We start from the raw sequence: 13,603 nt of genomic DNA, 5'->3' as shown, positions 1-13,603 counted from the left end.
AGGTTATGTCCCAATTACGTGTTGCATGGGGCGCCCCAGCGCCTCATGCAAACATGTTTTGATATTTACGCCTTTTCCGTAACGCTCCAGCATCCGGCGCCAACCCAAGTAGTTCTTCAGGTAGTGCGTCGCCACGCCATGGAACCGCTCCATCCACTCTTTCAACCGATGGTGATATCCGTTCACATGCTGGATGTGATACGCACCGACTACCCGTTCGCCTTGACGATTGCGCACCACCTGATGGGTTATACCCTGTTCCTTGCTGAAACAGGCATACACACCCGCCCCATCGCTACACAGCACCGCATCCGGTGACACCAACGGCTTCAACACTGCGATGACCGTATCGGCATTTATTTTCTCCAACTGGAAATCCGCATGGTGGCCTGCACGGTCTTGTACCACCATCACCGGGATGTAATCTGGCCCGGTTCCACGAGTTCGACCTTTACCACCGCGATGACGTGGTGGACGCGGCAGTCCCCGCTGCCCCTTGAACGATTCAAGGAAGAAGGTCTCATCCACCTCAACAATGCCCTCTTCCCGGGTGGCCTGATGGGTTGCCATCGCGCGCAAGAATCGGTGACGCCAGAGGAACGCGGTGTTTTTGCTGACCCCACAGCGCCGCGCGGCCTGGCGGACAGTCAGTCCTTCGATGAGAGCTTGCGCGTAGTCTTCCCAGCACTGTGCTTTACGCAATCTGGCCAAGGGCGTCTTGGTCAGAACGGTGCTGGTGCGCAGACACAGTTTGCAACGGTAGCGGCGCAGTCCCCGACTCCATCCCCAAGGCGCCAGCTGGGTAACATCGGCCTGACAATGGGGGCAGCCACTGCATGCCGGTAACTGAGTATTGAGCGAGGTAATGGTGTGGGGTGCAGTAAGCTCCTGCTGAGCAACACGGCGCTGGCGCAGGGTTAACTGGGGAAAAAGGGACAACAGGTGTTGAAAGGCTGGGGTATCCATGATGGTAGACCTCAAGGTGATGGCCTACTTCAAGATTAGCCTTTCAACACGTAATTGGGACAGAGCCTTTTTTTATGGGTAACGAAACGATGAAAGGGTTATTGATCGCTGATGACGATGGCAACCCGGCGGTTGGCGGCCCGGCCCTCTCTGGTCTTGTTATCCGCCAGTGGCATGGTCTCGCCACGGCCATGGATCTCCAGATTGGCTGGCTTCATGCCGACCGAGACCAGCACATCGGCCACCGACTGGGCCCGCTTCAGGGAGAGCTGCTGGTTGTAGCTGCTCTCGCCGGTATTGTCGGTGTGGCCATCCACCCGCGCCTTGTCCAACCCTACGCCAAGCAGTGTTTTACCCAGTTTTTCAACGGATTGGCGAGTCTGGGGATTGAGCGCCCCCACGTTGTTGGCAAACAGCACCCGGTTGGCCAGATCCAGCGTCCACCCCTCATCGGTCAGATAAAAGCCCTGCTCCTTGAGCACGGCGATTTGCTCCGGGGTCAACCCTTTGGGCGCGCTCTGGCAACCGGCCAGCAGCGACAACATCAACCCCAGCAGGGTCACTTTCAACAGGTGGGTGATCTTCATGGTTTGCTCCTTGTTTATGTTGTTATTCTTGCCAGTCAGGCGATTGTTTGCTGTTCGCTGCGGCGCGCCCGTTTCGCCAGATACATGGCTGCATCGGCCTGATCACACAGCACGCTGGCACTCATGCCCGCCTGATAGACGGCAAAGCCGACACTCACCTCGGCCACCAGCTGACGACCGTCACGCAGCGCCACCGGTTCGCTCATCGCCTGCTGGATGCGGCCAATCACCTCTTCCACCTCATGCTGTCGCTGGAGTGGGCCAACCAGCACCGCAAACTCGTCACCACCGAGGCGAAAAACCAGATCATCCGGACGCAGCTGATGTTGTACCCGTCTTGAGAGCGCGATCAGCACATCGTCACCGGCGTTGTGCCCCAGCGTGTCATTAATTTGCTTGAAACGATCGCAGTCGAGATAGAGCAGCGCAAACCCCTCTTGCTCGCCGAGGGAGATGGCCTGCGCGAGCCGCGCTTCAAACAGGGCGCGATTGGGCAGTCCGGTGAGGGCATCGTGGGTCGCCTGATGGAGCAGGCTGGCATTTTCGCGGGCCTGCTGGGCCTGCCAGGCTTGCAGCTCGTCCAGCAGGGAGTTGAAGTCATCCCCCAGCTCGTTAATCTCGACGATATCGGCCGGTGGCGCCCGCATCCCCAGGGTGCGTTGTCGACGTACCGAGTGGGCGACAAGTGCCAGTTTGCGCAGCGGTGCGGTGATAGAGACCTGCATCCGGTCAGCCACATAGAGTGCCACCATGGCGCTCAGCATCAGGCAAACCACCATCACCAGCAGCGCCGAGAGCAAAAACAGCAACAGGTATTCACCGTGGCCACGCAGCTCGATGGTAGCGATCTGCTCACCACCCCGCAGCATGGGGAGCTTGACAGGCCCCGGCATCAGCAGTTGGGCCAGATAGTCTTCGAGCGTCACCAGCGGGTTGCTTCTGGGGCGCTCCCAACTGGCGAGCAGCTGGCCATTGGTCAGTACGATAGTGGCTTGGGCCACCTCTTCCTTGGCAACGATGCCACTGAGCGCCTCGCTCGCCGCCTCCTCATCGTGGAACACCACCGCCGCCTCGGCGCTGTAGCTGATGGCGCGGGCTACCAGCTCCAGATTGTGGTCGGCGTAAAAACGCACTACCAGCAGGGCCACCAGAGTAAAAAAGAGTCCCGCCACGCTGACGGCTGTGATGGCGGCCACCAGATGGGTTCGCCCCAGGCTCTGACGCAGGGTCAGACGGCGGGGAGCCGCGCTCACCTGTCGTCTCATGGAACCCCCTTGTCGGCATGGGCCAGCTTGAGCACGGCGGGATGCACCCGCACGCCGCTAAGGGCCAGGGCATCGAGGTTCACTTTAAACCGCACCCGCACGCTGTCCGGCGAGGTCTGCAGGCAGAACACCGAGCTGGTGGAACAGTCGTGGTTGTATTCGCTGATGCTGAGCACAGGGTGCCCCTGCAGGCGGGCAAACAGCGCAATCCGGGTCGGCTCGTCGAGCACCCCCAGATAGAGTACATCGCAGTGATCGCTGATGGTCGGATCGCTCGCCTCGTAACGATGGACCTGCACGGTACGGCCATTGGCCTGACGATCGATGGTAAAGAGAGCGCCGGCATATTCGGTCGGCGCCGCCACGCACATGCGCAGCACCGCAGGCTCGGTGGGCCAGCGGGTGTAACTCATGATATCGAGCACCAGCTCCCTGACCGCCGTCGCCCGGCTCTCTGCGGCCGTTTCCGCCAGCGCGCGGGGCAACAGCAGGCCAAACGCAACCAACAGGAGCGCAAGACGGGCAGTTAAACGGGGGGAAAAGAGTAACAGCATGATCGGGAGGTGGTCGCCTTGACAATACCGCTGCTATGGCATTGCGGTTCAGGTACATGAACCCAGATAGTAAGTTGGCTGACACTGGCCTGACAAGTCTCACCCCGCCATCATCTACCGAGTTCGTGTAAAGAAAACGGAGAGCCCGTCTGGTAACGGGCTCTCTGGTGACAGGCAACAAGACGGAAATCACTTCTTGCTGATGCCGTATTCTCGCAGCTTGTTGGCGATGGCGGTATGCGACACGCCCAGGCGTTTGGCCAGCTGGCGCGTCGACGGGAAGGCGGGATAGAGCCGGGCCAGCAGCTGGCTCTCGAAGCGCTTCACCGCATCGTCGAGATTCCCCTCAAACCACTCGTCGATCAGCGGCATGGTATCGGCCGCCACCGGCAGGTCGATCTGCTCGGGCCCCAGCTCATCCCCTTCCAGCAGGGTCATGGCACGGTAGAGACAGTTGCGCAGCTGACGCACGTTGCCCGGCCAGCGATAGGCGGTCAGGTAGTCGGCCATGTTGCGGGTAAAGCGCGGACGGGGTCGCTGCAACTCGCTGGCAAAGCGGGAGACAAACTGCTGGGCCAGCACCATGATGTCTGCCTTGCGCTCGCGCAGGGGTGGCAGCGCCAGACTGAGCACGTTGAGGCGATAATAGAGATCCTCGCGGAAGGTTCCTTCGTGCACCAGATCCAGCAACTGCTTCTGGGTGGTGCAGATGAAACGCACGTTGACCTTCACCTCCTGCTCGTCACCGACCCGGCGGAATACCCCATCCTGCAACACCCGCAAAAACTTGGTCTGCAGATGGGGAGACATGTCGCCGATCTCGTCCAGCATCAGGGTGCCGCCGCTCGCCAGCTCCAGCACGCCGCGCTTGCCCTCGGTGTTATTGCCAAAGGCGCCGGGGGCATAACCAAACAGCTCGCTCTCGGCCACGTTATCGGGCATGGCGGCGCAGTTGAGGGCCATAAAGGGGTGGCTGGAGCGCAGGCTGGCCCCGTGACAGGCACGGGCCAGCAGCTCCTTGCCGGTACCGGTCTCACCGACAATCAGCAGCGGCGCGTCCTGCATCGCCAGTTTGCGCGCTTGCGACAGCACCTCTTTCATCTTGGGGCTCTCGGCCTGCAGATGCTCGAAGCCCCCCACTTCCACCGCATGAAGCGCGCTAAAGTGCAGGCCGACCCGACGGGCAGATTTGAGCACCACCACGGCACCGGCCAGCGCCTGCTTGCCGCGGGCTTCTGCCACGAACAGCGGCATCAGATCCGCCAGATACTCTTCGCCATTGAAACTGAGCTTGCAGGTCTGCGGCTTGATCTCGCTCGCCTCCAGCCAGCGGGTGAAGGAGAAACCCTTGACCAGCGAACCGAGCGCCACCCCGCGCACCTCCTCCACCGGCAAGCCGAGGGTGGTGAGGGCAGACTGGTTGGCCTGGGTCACCTTGCCCTTGCTGTCGAGGGAGAAGACCAGATCCGGCAGCGCCTTGAGCAGCGCCTCGATTTCGTGGTGCTCTCGCTCGGAAGGCATGTAGGGGATGGTCTTGACGTCGTAGACGCCGGGAATGCGGCGGATCTCCGGCATCAGGTGCTGAAAATCACTGAACTCCAGCTCGGGAAAGTTGAGATAGATGATGCCTGAGGTATCGATTTCGATGCCGCGCAGATCGATATTGTGCTCCACCAGGCGGTCGAGCAGTTCCCGGGTCAGGCCCAGGCGGTCTTCACAGCTGACTTCAAGACGCATTCGGGACACACTTCCTAGCTAACTCTATGAATGAGCGGATAATACAGTCTCGATCCCCCCAGTGCGAGCGCCAGCCCATAAAAATGCGGGCCTGCCCCGCTTTCGCAGGCAGGCCCGGGTCAACCGATGACGCTGCTGTGGGGCGCGATTACCGGAGCAACTGATCGGTGCGCGCCGCCATGATGAAGTCGTTGTGATGCAAACCGCCGATCTTGTGAGTCCACCAGCTGACGGTCACCTTCCCCCATTCGGTCAGAAATGCAGGAAGGGGGATACTCCGCCTCAACCTGTTCTCAGATTATCTGGGCAATTGGTCTGTACGCGCAGCCATGATGAAGTCGTTGCGGTGTAATCCGCCGATCTTGTGGGTCCACCAGCTGACGGTCACCTTCCCCCACTCGGTCAGGATGGCCGGATGATGGAACTCCGCTTCCGCCAGCTCCCCCAGGCGGTTGGTAAAGGCCAGCGCTTCCTTGAAGTTGCGAAACGTAAATTCCCGCCGCAGTTGCAGCGCACCCTCCTCCACCAGCGGCTGCCAGTCGGGAATAAGCTGCATCAGCTCGCGCAGCTCCTCATCGCTCACCTTGGGGGCATCGGCGCGACACGCTTCACACTGTTGGCTGGCCAGTTCGGACATGGGTTACTCCTGCTTGAATTAATGAAAAATTAATGAAAATGAAATAGGGTTGTTTGCTTTTGGTCAGCTCGCCTGTTTGCCAGCGGGAACCTCAAAACGTGGCGGATAGAGGCCAAGCCGACTGGCCTCCGCCAGAGCAGCCATGATCTCCTCCCCGGTCAGCTGGTAGAGATGATCGAGACTCGGCAGCACAAAATAGGTGGGCTGCATGATGTCGATGCGATACGGGGTGCGCAGCACGGTCAGCAGATCGAAGGGTTGCAGCAGCGGCTTGCCGGAAAGGGCATAAGCTGTCTCGCCGATGGAGGATAGAATGCCGCCACCGTAGATACGCAGCCCGTCCGGCGTTGCCAAGAGGCCAAACTCCACGGTGAACCAGTAGAGCCGCGCCAGAAAAACCCGCTGCTCCTTGCTCGCCTGCTGCCCCAACTGACCGTAGAGGTGGGTGAAGTGGGCAAAGACCGGATTGGTCAGCATGGCGCAGTGGCCGAAGATCTCGTGAAAGATATCCGGCTCTTGCAGGTAGTCGAGTTCGTCCCGGCGCCGGATAAAGGTGGCCACCGGAAACTGGCGATTGGCCAGCAGGGCGAAGAAGCGATCGAACGAAATCAGCGCTGGCACCGCCGCCACCGACCAGCCGGTCGCAGGCTGCAAGACGGCGTTGATCTCGGCCAGCTGGGGGATGCGATCACGGGGCAGCCCCAGCCTGTCGAGACCGGCCAGATACTCATCACACCCCTTGCCAGCAAGAGCGGCGAACTGACGTTCGATCAGGATCTGCCAGGTGCCATGCTCCTCGTTGCTGTAGTGGATCACCCCGTCAGCATCCGGCTGGTGGGCGGTGTAAAAGGTTGCCATAGCGGTTCCATCCTCTGGCGCCACATCAAGGCGCCTTGCCGTTTCATCACGGCTTCACTGTAACGAAATGGCAACAAAAAAAGCAGCCGACTCATGAGTCGGCTGCCTAAAACAGTTGTAAATAAATTGTGACAACCGCTATTGTTCTCCAGCAGCCATCAAGGCTTATTGAGATACCCCGCCAGCTGGCCGATCAGCCGCTTGCGCAGCTCGCCGAGTTTCGGCTTCTCGTCCGCACACCAGGGCAGCGGGCGGCACGCCTCTATAGTACGCAGGCCAAGGCGAGCAGTGAGCAGCCCGGCCCCCACCCCTTGCGCCGCGCGGGCAGAGAGCTTGGCGGCAAACTCGGCGCCCAGCAAGTCCATCCCCACCTCGGTCACCAGCTCGGTAGCACCGGCGTAGAGCATGTTGCGAAACACCTGACGGATGAGGCGAATCCGGCTCCAGTAACCAAGTTCGATGGCGTAGACATCGGCGATATCTTCGATCATCCGCAGGTTGCGCCACAACATCAGCATCATGTCGACGGTGGCGAGCGGGCTGAGCGCCACCAGAACAGCGGCCTCCCCCGACCATTTGGCCACCCGCGCCTGTGCCAACTTGTCGCGCTCGGCGAGCACCAGCTGGCTATAGAGGGTCAGCACTTCCCGATCGCTGTGGCTCTCATCGAGCTGGGCCAGCCAGGTTTGATACCCTTCGCGCCCCTTGTCGCCACTTTTGACCGCCAACCCTTCGCAAAAGGCCTGCCCCTGCCCGACTCCCTGATGGGCCAGCAGATCTTCTGCTCGCGAGCGCACATCCTGACGCCGCTTGAGGGTGCGCAGCCGCAGCCACTCGCGCCCCACCACGCTGGCGGTGCCCGCCGCCACCAACGCCGAGGCTGCCAGCCAAGCGCTGCCCCAGAGCGGGGTGGTGAGGAATTGATCGTAAAGAAAGGCGCCATACTGGCCCAACGAGAGTAAACCGACCGCTCCCAGCCCCCACGCCAGCAGCCGATGACGGCGACGCGGTTTGATGACGAGGGCGCTCTCCACCTCGGTGAACTCGTCCAGCTCGTCGAGGCGCTCGAAGCTCGCCTCCTCCAGCCGCTGGGCCGGTGCGGGCGGTCGCTCGTCACTGGCCACCGTCAAGGCAGGCTCAAGGATCACCTTGCCCTGCAGCGGTGGCCGCTCTTTTATCTGATCGTTCATCGCATTGTTCTCCTGTGCGCAGCCTTCGGCTCAGGTGCCAAGACCGCACACCGTTATTCGAGGTGATCCCCAAGCAGAAACTCCAGCGCTGCATCGAGCCGGATATGGGGCAGCGCCTGATGGGCGCTCATGGGCATGGGGCGAAAAGCCTGAAAATCAAAACCCTGACTGTTCCACCACTGTGCGGGGGGAATATGGGGCGGCACCTCCCCGGGGAACAGCAGCAGCGGCTCACCGCTCAGGCTGGTGCCACGGATGGCGGGGAACTCGCGGCCATTGGCCACCCCCTTGCCAACTTCCGTCGCCTTGATGGCGGCGAGCGCCAGACACTCGGTGGTGATCCCCTCAAAACGGGCCTGACCGCGACCGCTGCGTACCAGATGCTGGAGCAGGGAGACCATGGGCCCATGCTGTTCGGGGGTGACGTGATCGGCCTTACTCGCCACAAACAGCAGCTTGTCGATACGGGGCGAGAAGAGTCGCCGCCACCAGTTGCTCTTGCCGTAGGCAAAGCTCTCCATGATGCGGGCAATGGCCTGCTGCATGTCGCCAAAGCTGGCTGCCCCGGCGTTGAGGGGCTGCAGGCAATCCACCAGCACGATCTGGCGATCAAAGCCGGCAAAGTGCTGCTCATAAAAACCCTGCACCAGATGCTGTTTGTACTGCTCGAAGCGCTGCTTGAGAGTGGCGTAAAGAGTGCCATCGGCGGGCTCTCTGTCAGGCATCTCCCACACCCAGGGGACAAACTGCAGCATGGGGGCACCGGCATACTCCCCCGGCAACACGAAGCGACCGGGTTGAATAAGGTGCAATCCCAGCTCCTGTTTGCAGGCATACAGATAGGCGGTGTAGCGCTCGGCCAGCTCAGCCACCGGCCGCTCGGCAAAAGGCTGCGCCGCTTGCCACTCGGGAGTCAGCCAGCTGGTGGCGAGTGCTTGCAGCTCGGGGCGACGCAGCTGCTCACGTACCTGTTCGCTCCACTGCTCGTAGCTCATCTCAAGGAGCGGCAAGTCAAGCAGCCACTCCCCGGGGTAGTCCACCAGATCCACGTAGAGGGTGGAGATCTCCCCCAGATGCTTGCGCAGAGGGTGACGGGTGCGATAGCGGATTTCGAGGCGCACTTCGGCCACGCCGCGGGTGGGCTCGGGCCAGGCAGGTGGATCGCCAAACAGGGAGTCGAGGCCACGCTCGTAGGCAAAAGTGGGGATGTGGGCATTGAGCTGCGGCACCCGGCGGGCGCCGAGGATGCGCCCCTGACGCAGGGCATCCCACAACGGCAAACGGCCATCGATGGCCGCGTGTTCCAGCTGGTTGACCAGCGCCGTGATAAAGGCGGTTTTGCCGCTGCGAGAGAGGCCGGTCACCGCCAGCCGAATATGGCGATCCCGCACCCGGTTCACCACGTCGTTCGCCTTGTGTTGCAGGCGAGTCAACTTCTGTTCCAGTTTATTGAGTATCAAGGCTTGACCCGTTCTCCCTTAGTGGTTGCATCTGGATAGCTGGTGTCGATGGTGGCGCATCACGGGAGGCGCCGCCATCGACATGGGGGCTTCAGCAAGAACTACAGCTTGCGAAACTCCCGCTGCAGGGTGAACTCCCTGGAGGTCACCAGCTTCTCGATCCGCTGAACTCTGGGCTCCAGCGCGTCAAGTTCCTGCGCGATGCGGCCCAGCGCCTGATGAGGGGTGATCCCCGCCTGCCAGCTGCGCGCCTTCATCCGCACCTCGGCAAAATCGGCATCCTCTTGCGAATAGAGGGTGACCGGCTTTTTGTCGAGCAAGAACCAGGCAGCGATATAGGCGGTGAAGGTAATGAAACCGGCGAAGATAAGGCCACTGATGGCGAGCAGCCGCACGATCCAGGTCTCCACCCCGAAATACTCTGCCAAACCGGCACAGATCCCGGCTATCTTGCCACGCTGGGGATCGCGATAAAGGTTACGCCCTTCACGACTGACACTGCTCATACCTTGTTCCTCCAACCGGGTACTTCTGCATCCAGAATCGACTCCAGCGCCCCTACTCGCTCCTGCATCTTCTCGGTGCGAGCCAGCAGCCCTTGCAGCTGTTCCCGCTCGCTATCGGCAAGACCGGCGCCGATGCGCCCCTTGGCACGATAGTGCAGCACCAGCCAGATGGGGGCTACCACCACCATGAAGACCACCATGGGAACCATCAATACGCCCAGCAGATCTTCCATCTGTTACTCCCCCTGTTTGCCTTCGCTTTTGCTGTCGCCCTGGCCCAGCTTCTGGCGCATGGCTTCCAGCTCGCGGCTTATCTGATCGTCCACTTCCAGCTCGGCAAACTGCTGCGCCAGCGCCTTGTCGGACTGACCCAGATCGGCGCGCGCTTCCATTTCGTCGATGCGACGCTCCATCCGCTCAAACTTGCTCACCACCGCCTGGCTCTCGCCACGGGCTACCTGGCTCTGCACATTGAGACGGCTGCTGGCCGCTTCGGTGCGAATGGCCATCGCCTTTTGACGGGCGCGGGCATCTTCCAGCTTGGCTTCGAGCTGGCGGATCTCCTCACCCAACTTCTCGATACCGCTGTCTACCGCTTGCTGCTCGCGGTAGAGGGTCTCCGACAACTCGGTCTGTTTCTTCTTCTCGATAAGGGCGGCGCGGGCCAGATCTTCACGTCCCTTGGTCAGGGCCAGCTCGGCCTTGGCTTGCCATTCGTCGACCCGCTCCTGATGACGGGCGACCTGACGGCCAATCTCTTTCTGGCTGGCGAGGAAGCGGGCCAGATTGGAACGCTCCTTGACCAGCTCGTCCTCCATCTCCTGGATGATCAGGCGCACCATCTTCTGGGGATCTTCTGCCTTGTCGAGCAGGGCCGTCAGGTTGGAATTGATGATGTCGGCCAGACGGGAAAAAATACTCATGATTGCACTCCTGTTATTGGCATGGCGTTGTTTCTCCATTGACAATGGCAACTTGTGTGCCAATCTGGAACAAAATTTAACTTGTTGATTTATATGGGGCAGAATAGCCGGATTGCAAGATGCCTCGCGCAAGTGATGATTAAAATCACCAACTTTTGGTAAGATTGACCAGCTTTTACAACTGACAGGGATCACTATGACCACGGCCACGGAAAGCCTGCTGGGGGAATCCAACGCATTTCTCGAGATCATTGAGCAGGCCTCACGGCTCGCCCCGCTGCGCAAACCCGTGCTGATCATCGGTGAGCGGGGGACGGGCAAGGAGCTGATCGCCCACCGCCTACATTATCTCTCGGCGCGCTGGGATCAAAGCTTTGTCACCATCAACTGCGCCACCCTGAGCGAGAGCCTGCTGGAGACCGAGCTGTTCGGTCACGAAGCGGGATCGTTTACCGGCGCCGCCAAGCGCCATCAGGGCCGCTTCGAGCGGGCCGATGGCGGCACCCTCTTCCTCGACGAGCTGGCCACCACCAGCGCCCGGGTGCAGGAGAAGTTGCTGCGGGTCATCGAGTATGGCGAGTTCGAGCGGGTGGGTGGGGCCAAGCCCCTCAAGGTGGATGTGCGACTGGTCTGCGCCACCAACGAGGATCTCCCTGCGCTGGCCGACAAGGGGCAGTTTCGCCACGATCTGCTCGATCGGCTCGCGTTTGATGTGATCACCCTCCCCCCCTTGCGGGAGCGGCGGGAAGATATCCTGATGCTGGCGGAGCACTTCGCCCACAGCATGACCCGGGAGCTGGGTTATCCGCTGTTTGCCGGTTTCTCGCGCAAGGCAACCCAGCTGCTGCTGGATTACCACTGGCCGGGCAACGTACGGGAGCTGAAGAACGTGGTGGAGCGCAGTATCTACCGTCAGGGCAATCCCCAGTTGCCGCTCTCGACCCTGGTGCTCAACCCGTTTGATTCGCCATGGCGACCACAGGTCACGCAACCTGCGCAAGAGGCCCGAAGCGAGGTACAATCTGCATCCCCCCTCGCCTTGCCGCTCGATCTCAAGCAGGCGGTGGCGGAGTACGAGATTAATTTACTCAAGCAAGCGATGCAGCAATCCCAGTATAATCAGCGCAAAGCCGCTCAACTGCTGGCCTTAAGCTATCACCAGTTCCGTGGCATGCTACGCAAGTATCAGCTGCAGGATGGCGACAACGATACGGAACAAGACCAGAAAGAGTCCGACTGACACCGGCACCGACAAAGCCAGCACAGTGCTGGCGTATTCATATAAAAACAGATGCGTATCAAAAACATGGTTCAACAATGAGAATGCTCACACCCTTGCTGCTCGGTCTGCTGGTTCTGCTCACCGGCTGCAACAAGCAATCCGAAGCTTCCAAGACCGGACTCATCTACTGCGCTGAGGGCTCTCCCCTCTCCTTCAACCCCCATGTTTCCAACACCGGGGTTACGCTGGATGCCAGCGCTCGTCCGCTCTACGACCGCCTGCTGGAGGTGAACCCCAACACCCTGGCGCTGGAGCCGGCGCTCGCCACCAACTGGCATGTCAGCGAGGATGGCCTCACCTATACCCTGACCCTGCGCAAGGGGGTGACGTTTCACCATACCCCCTGGTTCAAGCCCACCCGCACCTTCAATGCCGATGACGTGGTCTTCACCTATGCCCGCCAGCTTGACGAGCAGCACCCCTATCACAATGTGTCCGGCGGCGATTACCCCTACTTCTACAGCCTGGGGCAAGATCTGCTGATCAAGCGGGTGAGCAAGAAGGGGCCGCAGACGGTAGTGTTCGAGCTGAACCAGCCAAACGCCTCCTTCCTCGCCACCCTGGCCAGCGACTATGCGGTGATCCTCTCCGCCGAATACGCCGAGCAGATGTTGCAGGCGGGCACGCCAGCCCTGCTCGATAGCCGCCCCATCGGCACCGGGCCGTTCAGCTTCAAGGAGTATCGCCACAACGAGTTCATCCGCTATCTGCGCCACCCTGGCTACTGGGGCGGCGATGCCAAGATTGAACAGCTGGTCTACGACATCACCCCCAAATCCGCCAAACGGCTGGCCAAGCTGCTGACCGGCGAGTGCGACGTAATGAGCACTCCTTCCGCCAGCCAGCTCTCGGTGATCAAGCAAAATCCGGCGCTGAGCCTCTCGGTCCAGTCGGGGATGAACGTTGCCTTTTTGGCCCTCAATACCCGCAAGCCGCCGTTCAACAACGTCAAGGTGCGTCAGGCCATTGCCAGCGCCATCAATATCGACAACCTGCTTCAGGCGGTCTATTTCGATACCGGCCTGCCCGCCAACAGCCTGCTGCCGACCCTCTCGTGGGGGTACAACCCCAGCCTGCCCGAGCGCAAACCCGACCTGAAACGGGCGCGCCAGCTGCTCAAGGAGGCGGGACTGGAGAAAGGGTTCGAGATGCAGGTGCTGGTACAGCCAGACGCCCGCCCCTACAACCCGGATGCGGTCAAGACCGCCCAGCTGATCCGCAGCGATCTGGCCAAGGTCGGGATCAAGCTCAAGATCGTGCAACGGGAGTGGCCGGTGATCGAAGGCCGCCTCACCAAGGGGCAGTACGACAGCCTGCTCTCCGGCTGGATTGCCGACAACGCCGACCCGGACAACTTCTTCCGCCAGCTGCTGAGCTGCTCGGCAGTGGAGCGCGGCAACAACTACAGCCGCTGGTGTAGCCCGGCCTTCGATCAGTTGCTGGATGATGCGGTCACCACGCCCCAACTCTCGTTCCGACTGCGCAACTACTACTATGCCCAGACCCTGCTCAACGAACAGCTGCCGCTGATCCCGCTGGCGCACGCCTTGCGTACCCAGGTCAGCCGTAGCGACATCGAGGGGCTGACGCTGATGCCCTTTGGCGGCACCTCCTTCAACCAGGCTCACAGGGAGTAAG

At 61.0% G+C, this 13,603-nt stretch carries 13 protein-coding genes and 1 pseudogene; 2 read left to right on the top strand and 12 right to left on the bottom strand.

The window, feature by feature from the left end; all coding sequences use genetic code 11:
- Nucleotides 1-3: 3 nt before the first annotated feature.
- From AB5Y73_RS02485 to pspA, 12 genes and pseudogenes are all read right to left on the bottom strand, one after another.
- Nucleotides 4-966 carry an IS1595 family transposase gene (locus tag AB5Y73_RS02485; RefSeq protein WP_279499216.1) on the bottom strand — a complete coding sequence of 321 codons (963 nt, stop codon included), beginning with the start codon at nucleotides 964-966 and terminating at the stop codon, nucleotides 4-6.
- 98 nt (nucleotides 967-1,064) lie between these two features.
- Nucleotides 1,065-1,553: an OmpA family protein gene (locus tag AB5Y73_RS02480; protein WP_005333642.1), complete on the bottom strand. Its 489-nt coding sequence runs from the start codon at nucleotides 1,551-1,553 to the stop codon at nucleotides 1,065-1,067.
- A 35-nt stretch (nucleotides 1,554-1,588) separates the two neighbouring features.
- Nucleotides 1,589-2,818, bottom strand: coding sequence for a diguanylate cyclase (locus AB5Y73_RS02475; RefSeq protein WP_005361161.1), 1,230 nt, complete (start codon nucleotides 2,816-2,818; stop codon nucleotides 1,589-1,591).
- On the bottom strand, nucleotides 2,815-3,372 hold the full coding sequence (locus AB5Y73_RS02470; protein ID WP_118853717.1) for a YfiR family protein: 558 nt from the start codon (nucleotides 3,370-3,372) through the stop codon (nucleotides 2,815-2,817). The genes AB5Y73_RS02475 and AB5Y73_RS02470 overlap by 4 nt, the downstream gene beginning before the upstream one ends.
- Before the next feature lie 189 nt (nucleotides 3,373-3,561).
- Nucleotides 3,562-5,109, bottom strand: coding sequence for a transcriptional regulator TyrR (gene tyrR, locus AB5Y73_RS02465; RefSeq protein ID WP_005333656.1), 1,548 nt, complete (start codon nucleotides 5,107-5,109; stop codon nucleotides 3,562-3,564).
- 148 nt (nucleotides 5,110-5,257) lie between these two features.
- Nucleotides 5,258-5,746 (bottom strand): annotated as a pseudogene (locus AB5Y73_RS02460) (4a-hydroxytetrahydrobiopterin dehydratase).
- Between the two features lie 63 nt (nucleotides 5,747-5,809).
- Nucleotides 5,810-6,604: a phenylalanine 4-monooxygenase gene (gene phhA, locus AB5Y73_RS02455; RefSeq protein ID WP_118853716.1), complete on the bottom strand. Its 795-nt coding sequence runs from the start codon at nucleotides 6,602-6,604 to the stop codon at nucleotides 5,810-5,812.
- 158 nt (nucleotides 6,605-6,762) lie between these two features.
- Nucleotides 6,763-7,794, bottom strand: coding sequence for a YcjF family protein (locus AB5Y73_RS02450; protein ID WP_118853715.1), 1,032 nt, complete (start codon nucleotides 7,792-7,794; stop codon nucleotides 6,763-6,765).
- Between the two features lie 53 nt (nucleotides 7,795-7,847).
- A complete protein-coding gene (locus tag AB5Y73_RS02445) occupies nucleotides 7,848-9,254 on the bottom strand; it encodes a YcjX family protein (protein WP_118853714.1) in 1,407 nt (468 codons plus the stop codon).
- A gap of 101 nt (nucleotides 9,255-9,355) precedes the next feature.
- Nucleotides 9,356-9,760, bottom strand: coding sequence for an envelope stress response membrane protein PspC (pspC, locus tag AB5Y73_RS02440; protein WP_005333670.1), 405 nt, complete (start codon nucleotides 9,758-9,760; stop codon nucleotides 9,356-9,358).
- A complete protein-coding gene (gene pspB, locus AB5Y73_RS02435; RefSeq protein WP_005333672.1) occupies nucleotides 9,757-9,993 on the bottom strand; it encodes an envelope stress response membrane protein PspB in 237 nt (78 codons plus the stop codon). Before pspB ends, pspC begins: the two co-directional genes overlap by 4 nt.
- Before the next feature lie 3 nt (nucleotides 9,994-9,996).
- Nucleotides 9,997-10,683, bottom strand: coding sequence for a phage shock protein PspA (pspA, locus tag AB5Y73_RS02430; protein WP_005361184.1), 687 nt, complete (start codon nucleotides 10,681-10,683; stop codon nucleotides 9,997-9,999).
- Between the two features lie 196 nt (nucleotides 10,684-10,879).
- On the opposite strand from pspA, the gene pspF reads away from it, so the two are divergent.
- Nucleotides 10,880-11,923 (top strand): phage shock protein operon transcriptional activator, encoded by a 1,044-nt coding sequence (gene pspF / locus AB5Y73_RS02425; RefSeq protein ID WP_107684926.1) that lies wholly within the window; start codon nucleotides 10,880-10,882, stop codon nucleotides 11,921-11,923.
- Between the two features lie 83 nt (nucleotides 11,924-12,006).
- Nucleotides 12,007-13,602 (top strand): ABC transporter substrate-binding protein SapA, encoded by a 1,596-nt coding sequence (gene sapA / locus AB5Y73_RS02420; protein ID WP_107684927.1) that lies wholly within the window; start codon nucleotides 12,007-12,009, stop codon nucleotides 13,600-13,602.
- Nucleotide 13,603 lies beyond the last annotated feature (1 nt).

The sequence above is a fragment of the Aeromonas sp. s7(2024) genome, from assembly GCF_040907825.1.
Classification (GTDB): Bacteria; Pseudomonadota; Gammaproteobacteria; order Enterobacterales; family Aeromonadaceae; genus Aeromonas; species Aeromonas veronii.
The sequence above is the reverse complement of the archived record's forward strand: the minus strand, read 5'-3'. Positions and strand labels throughout refer to the sequence as shown.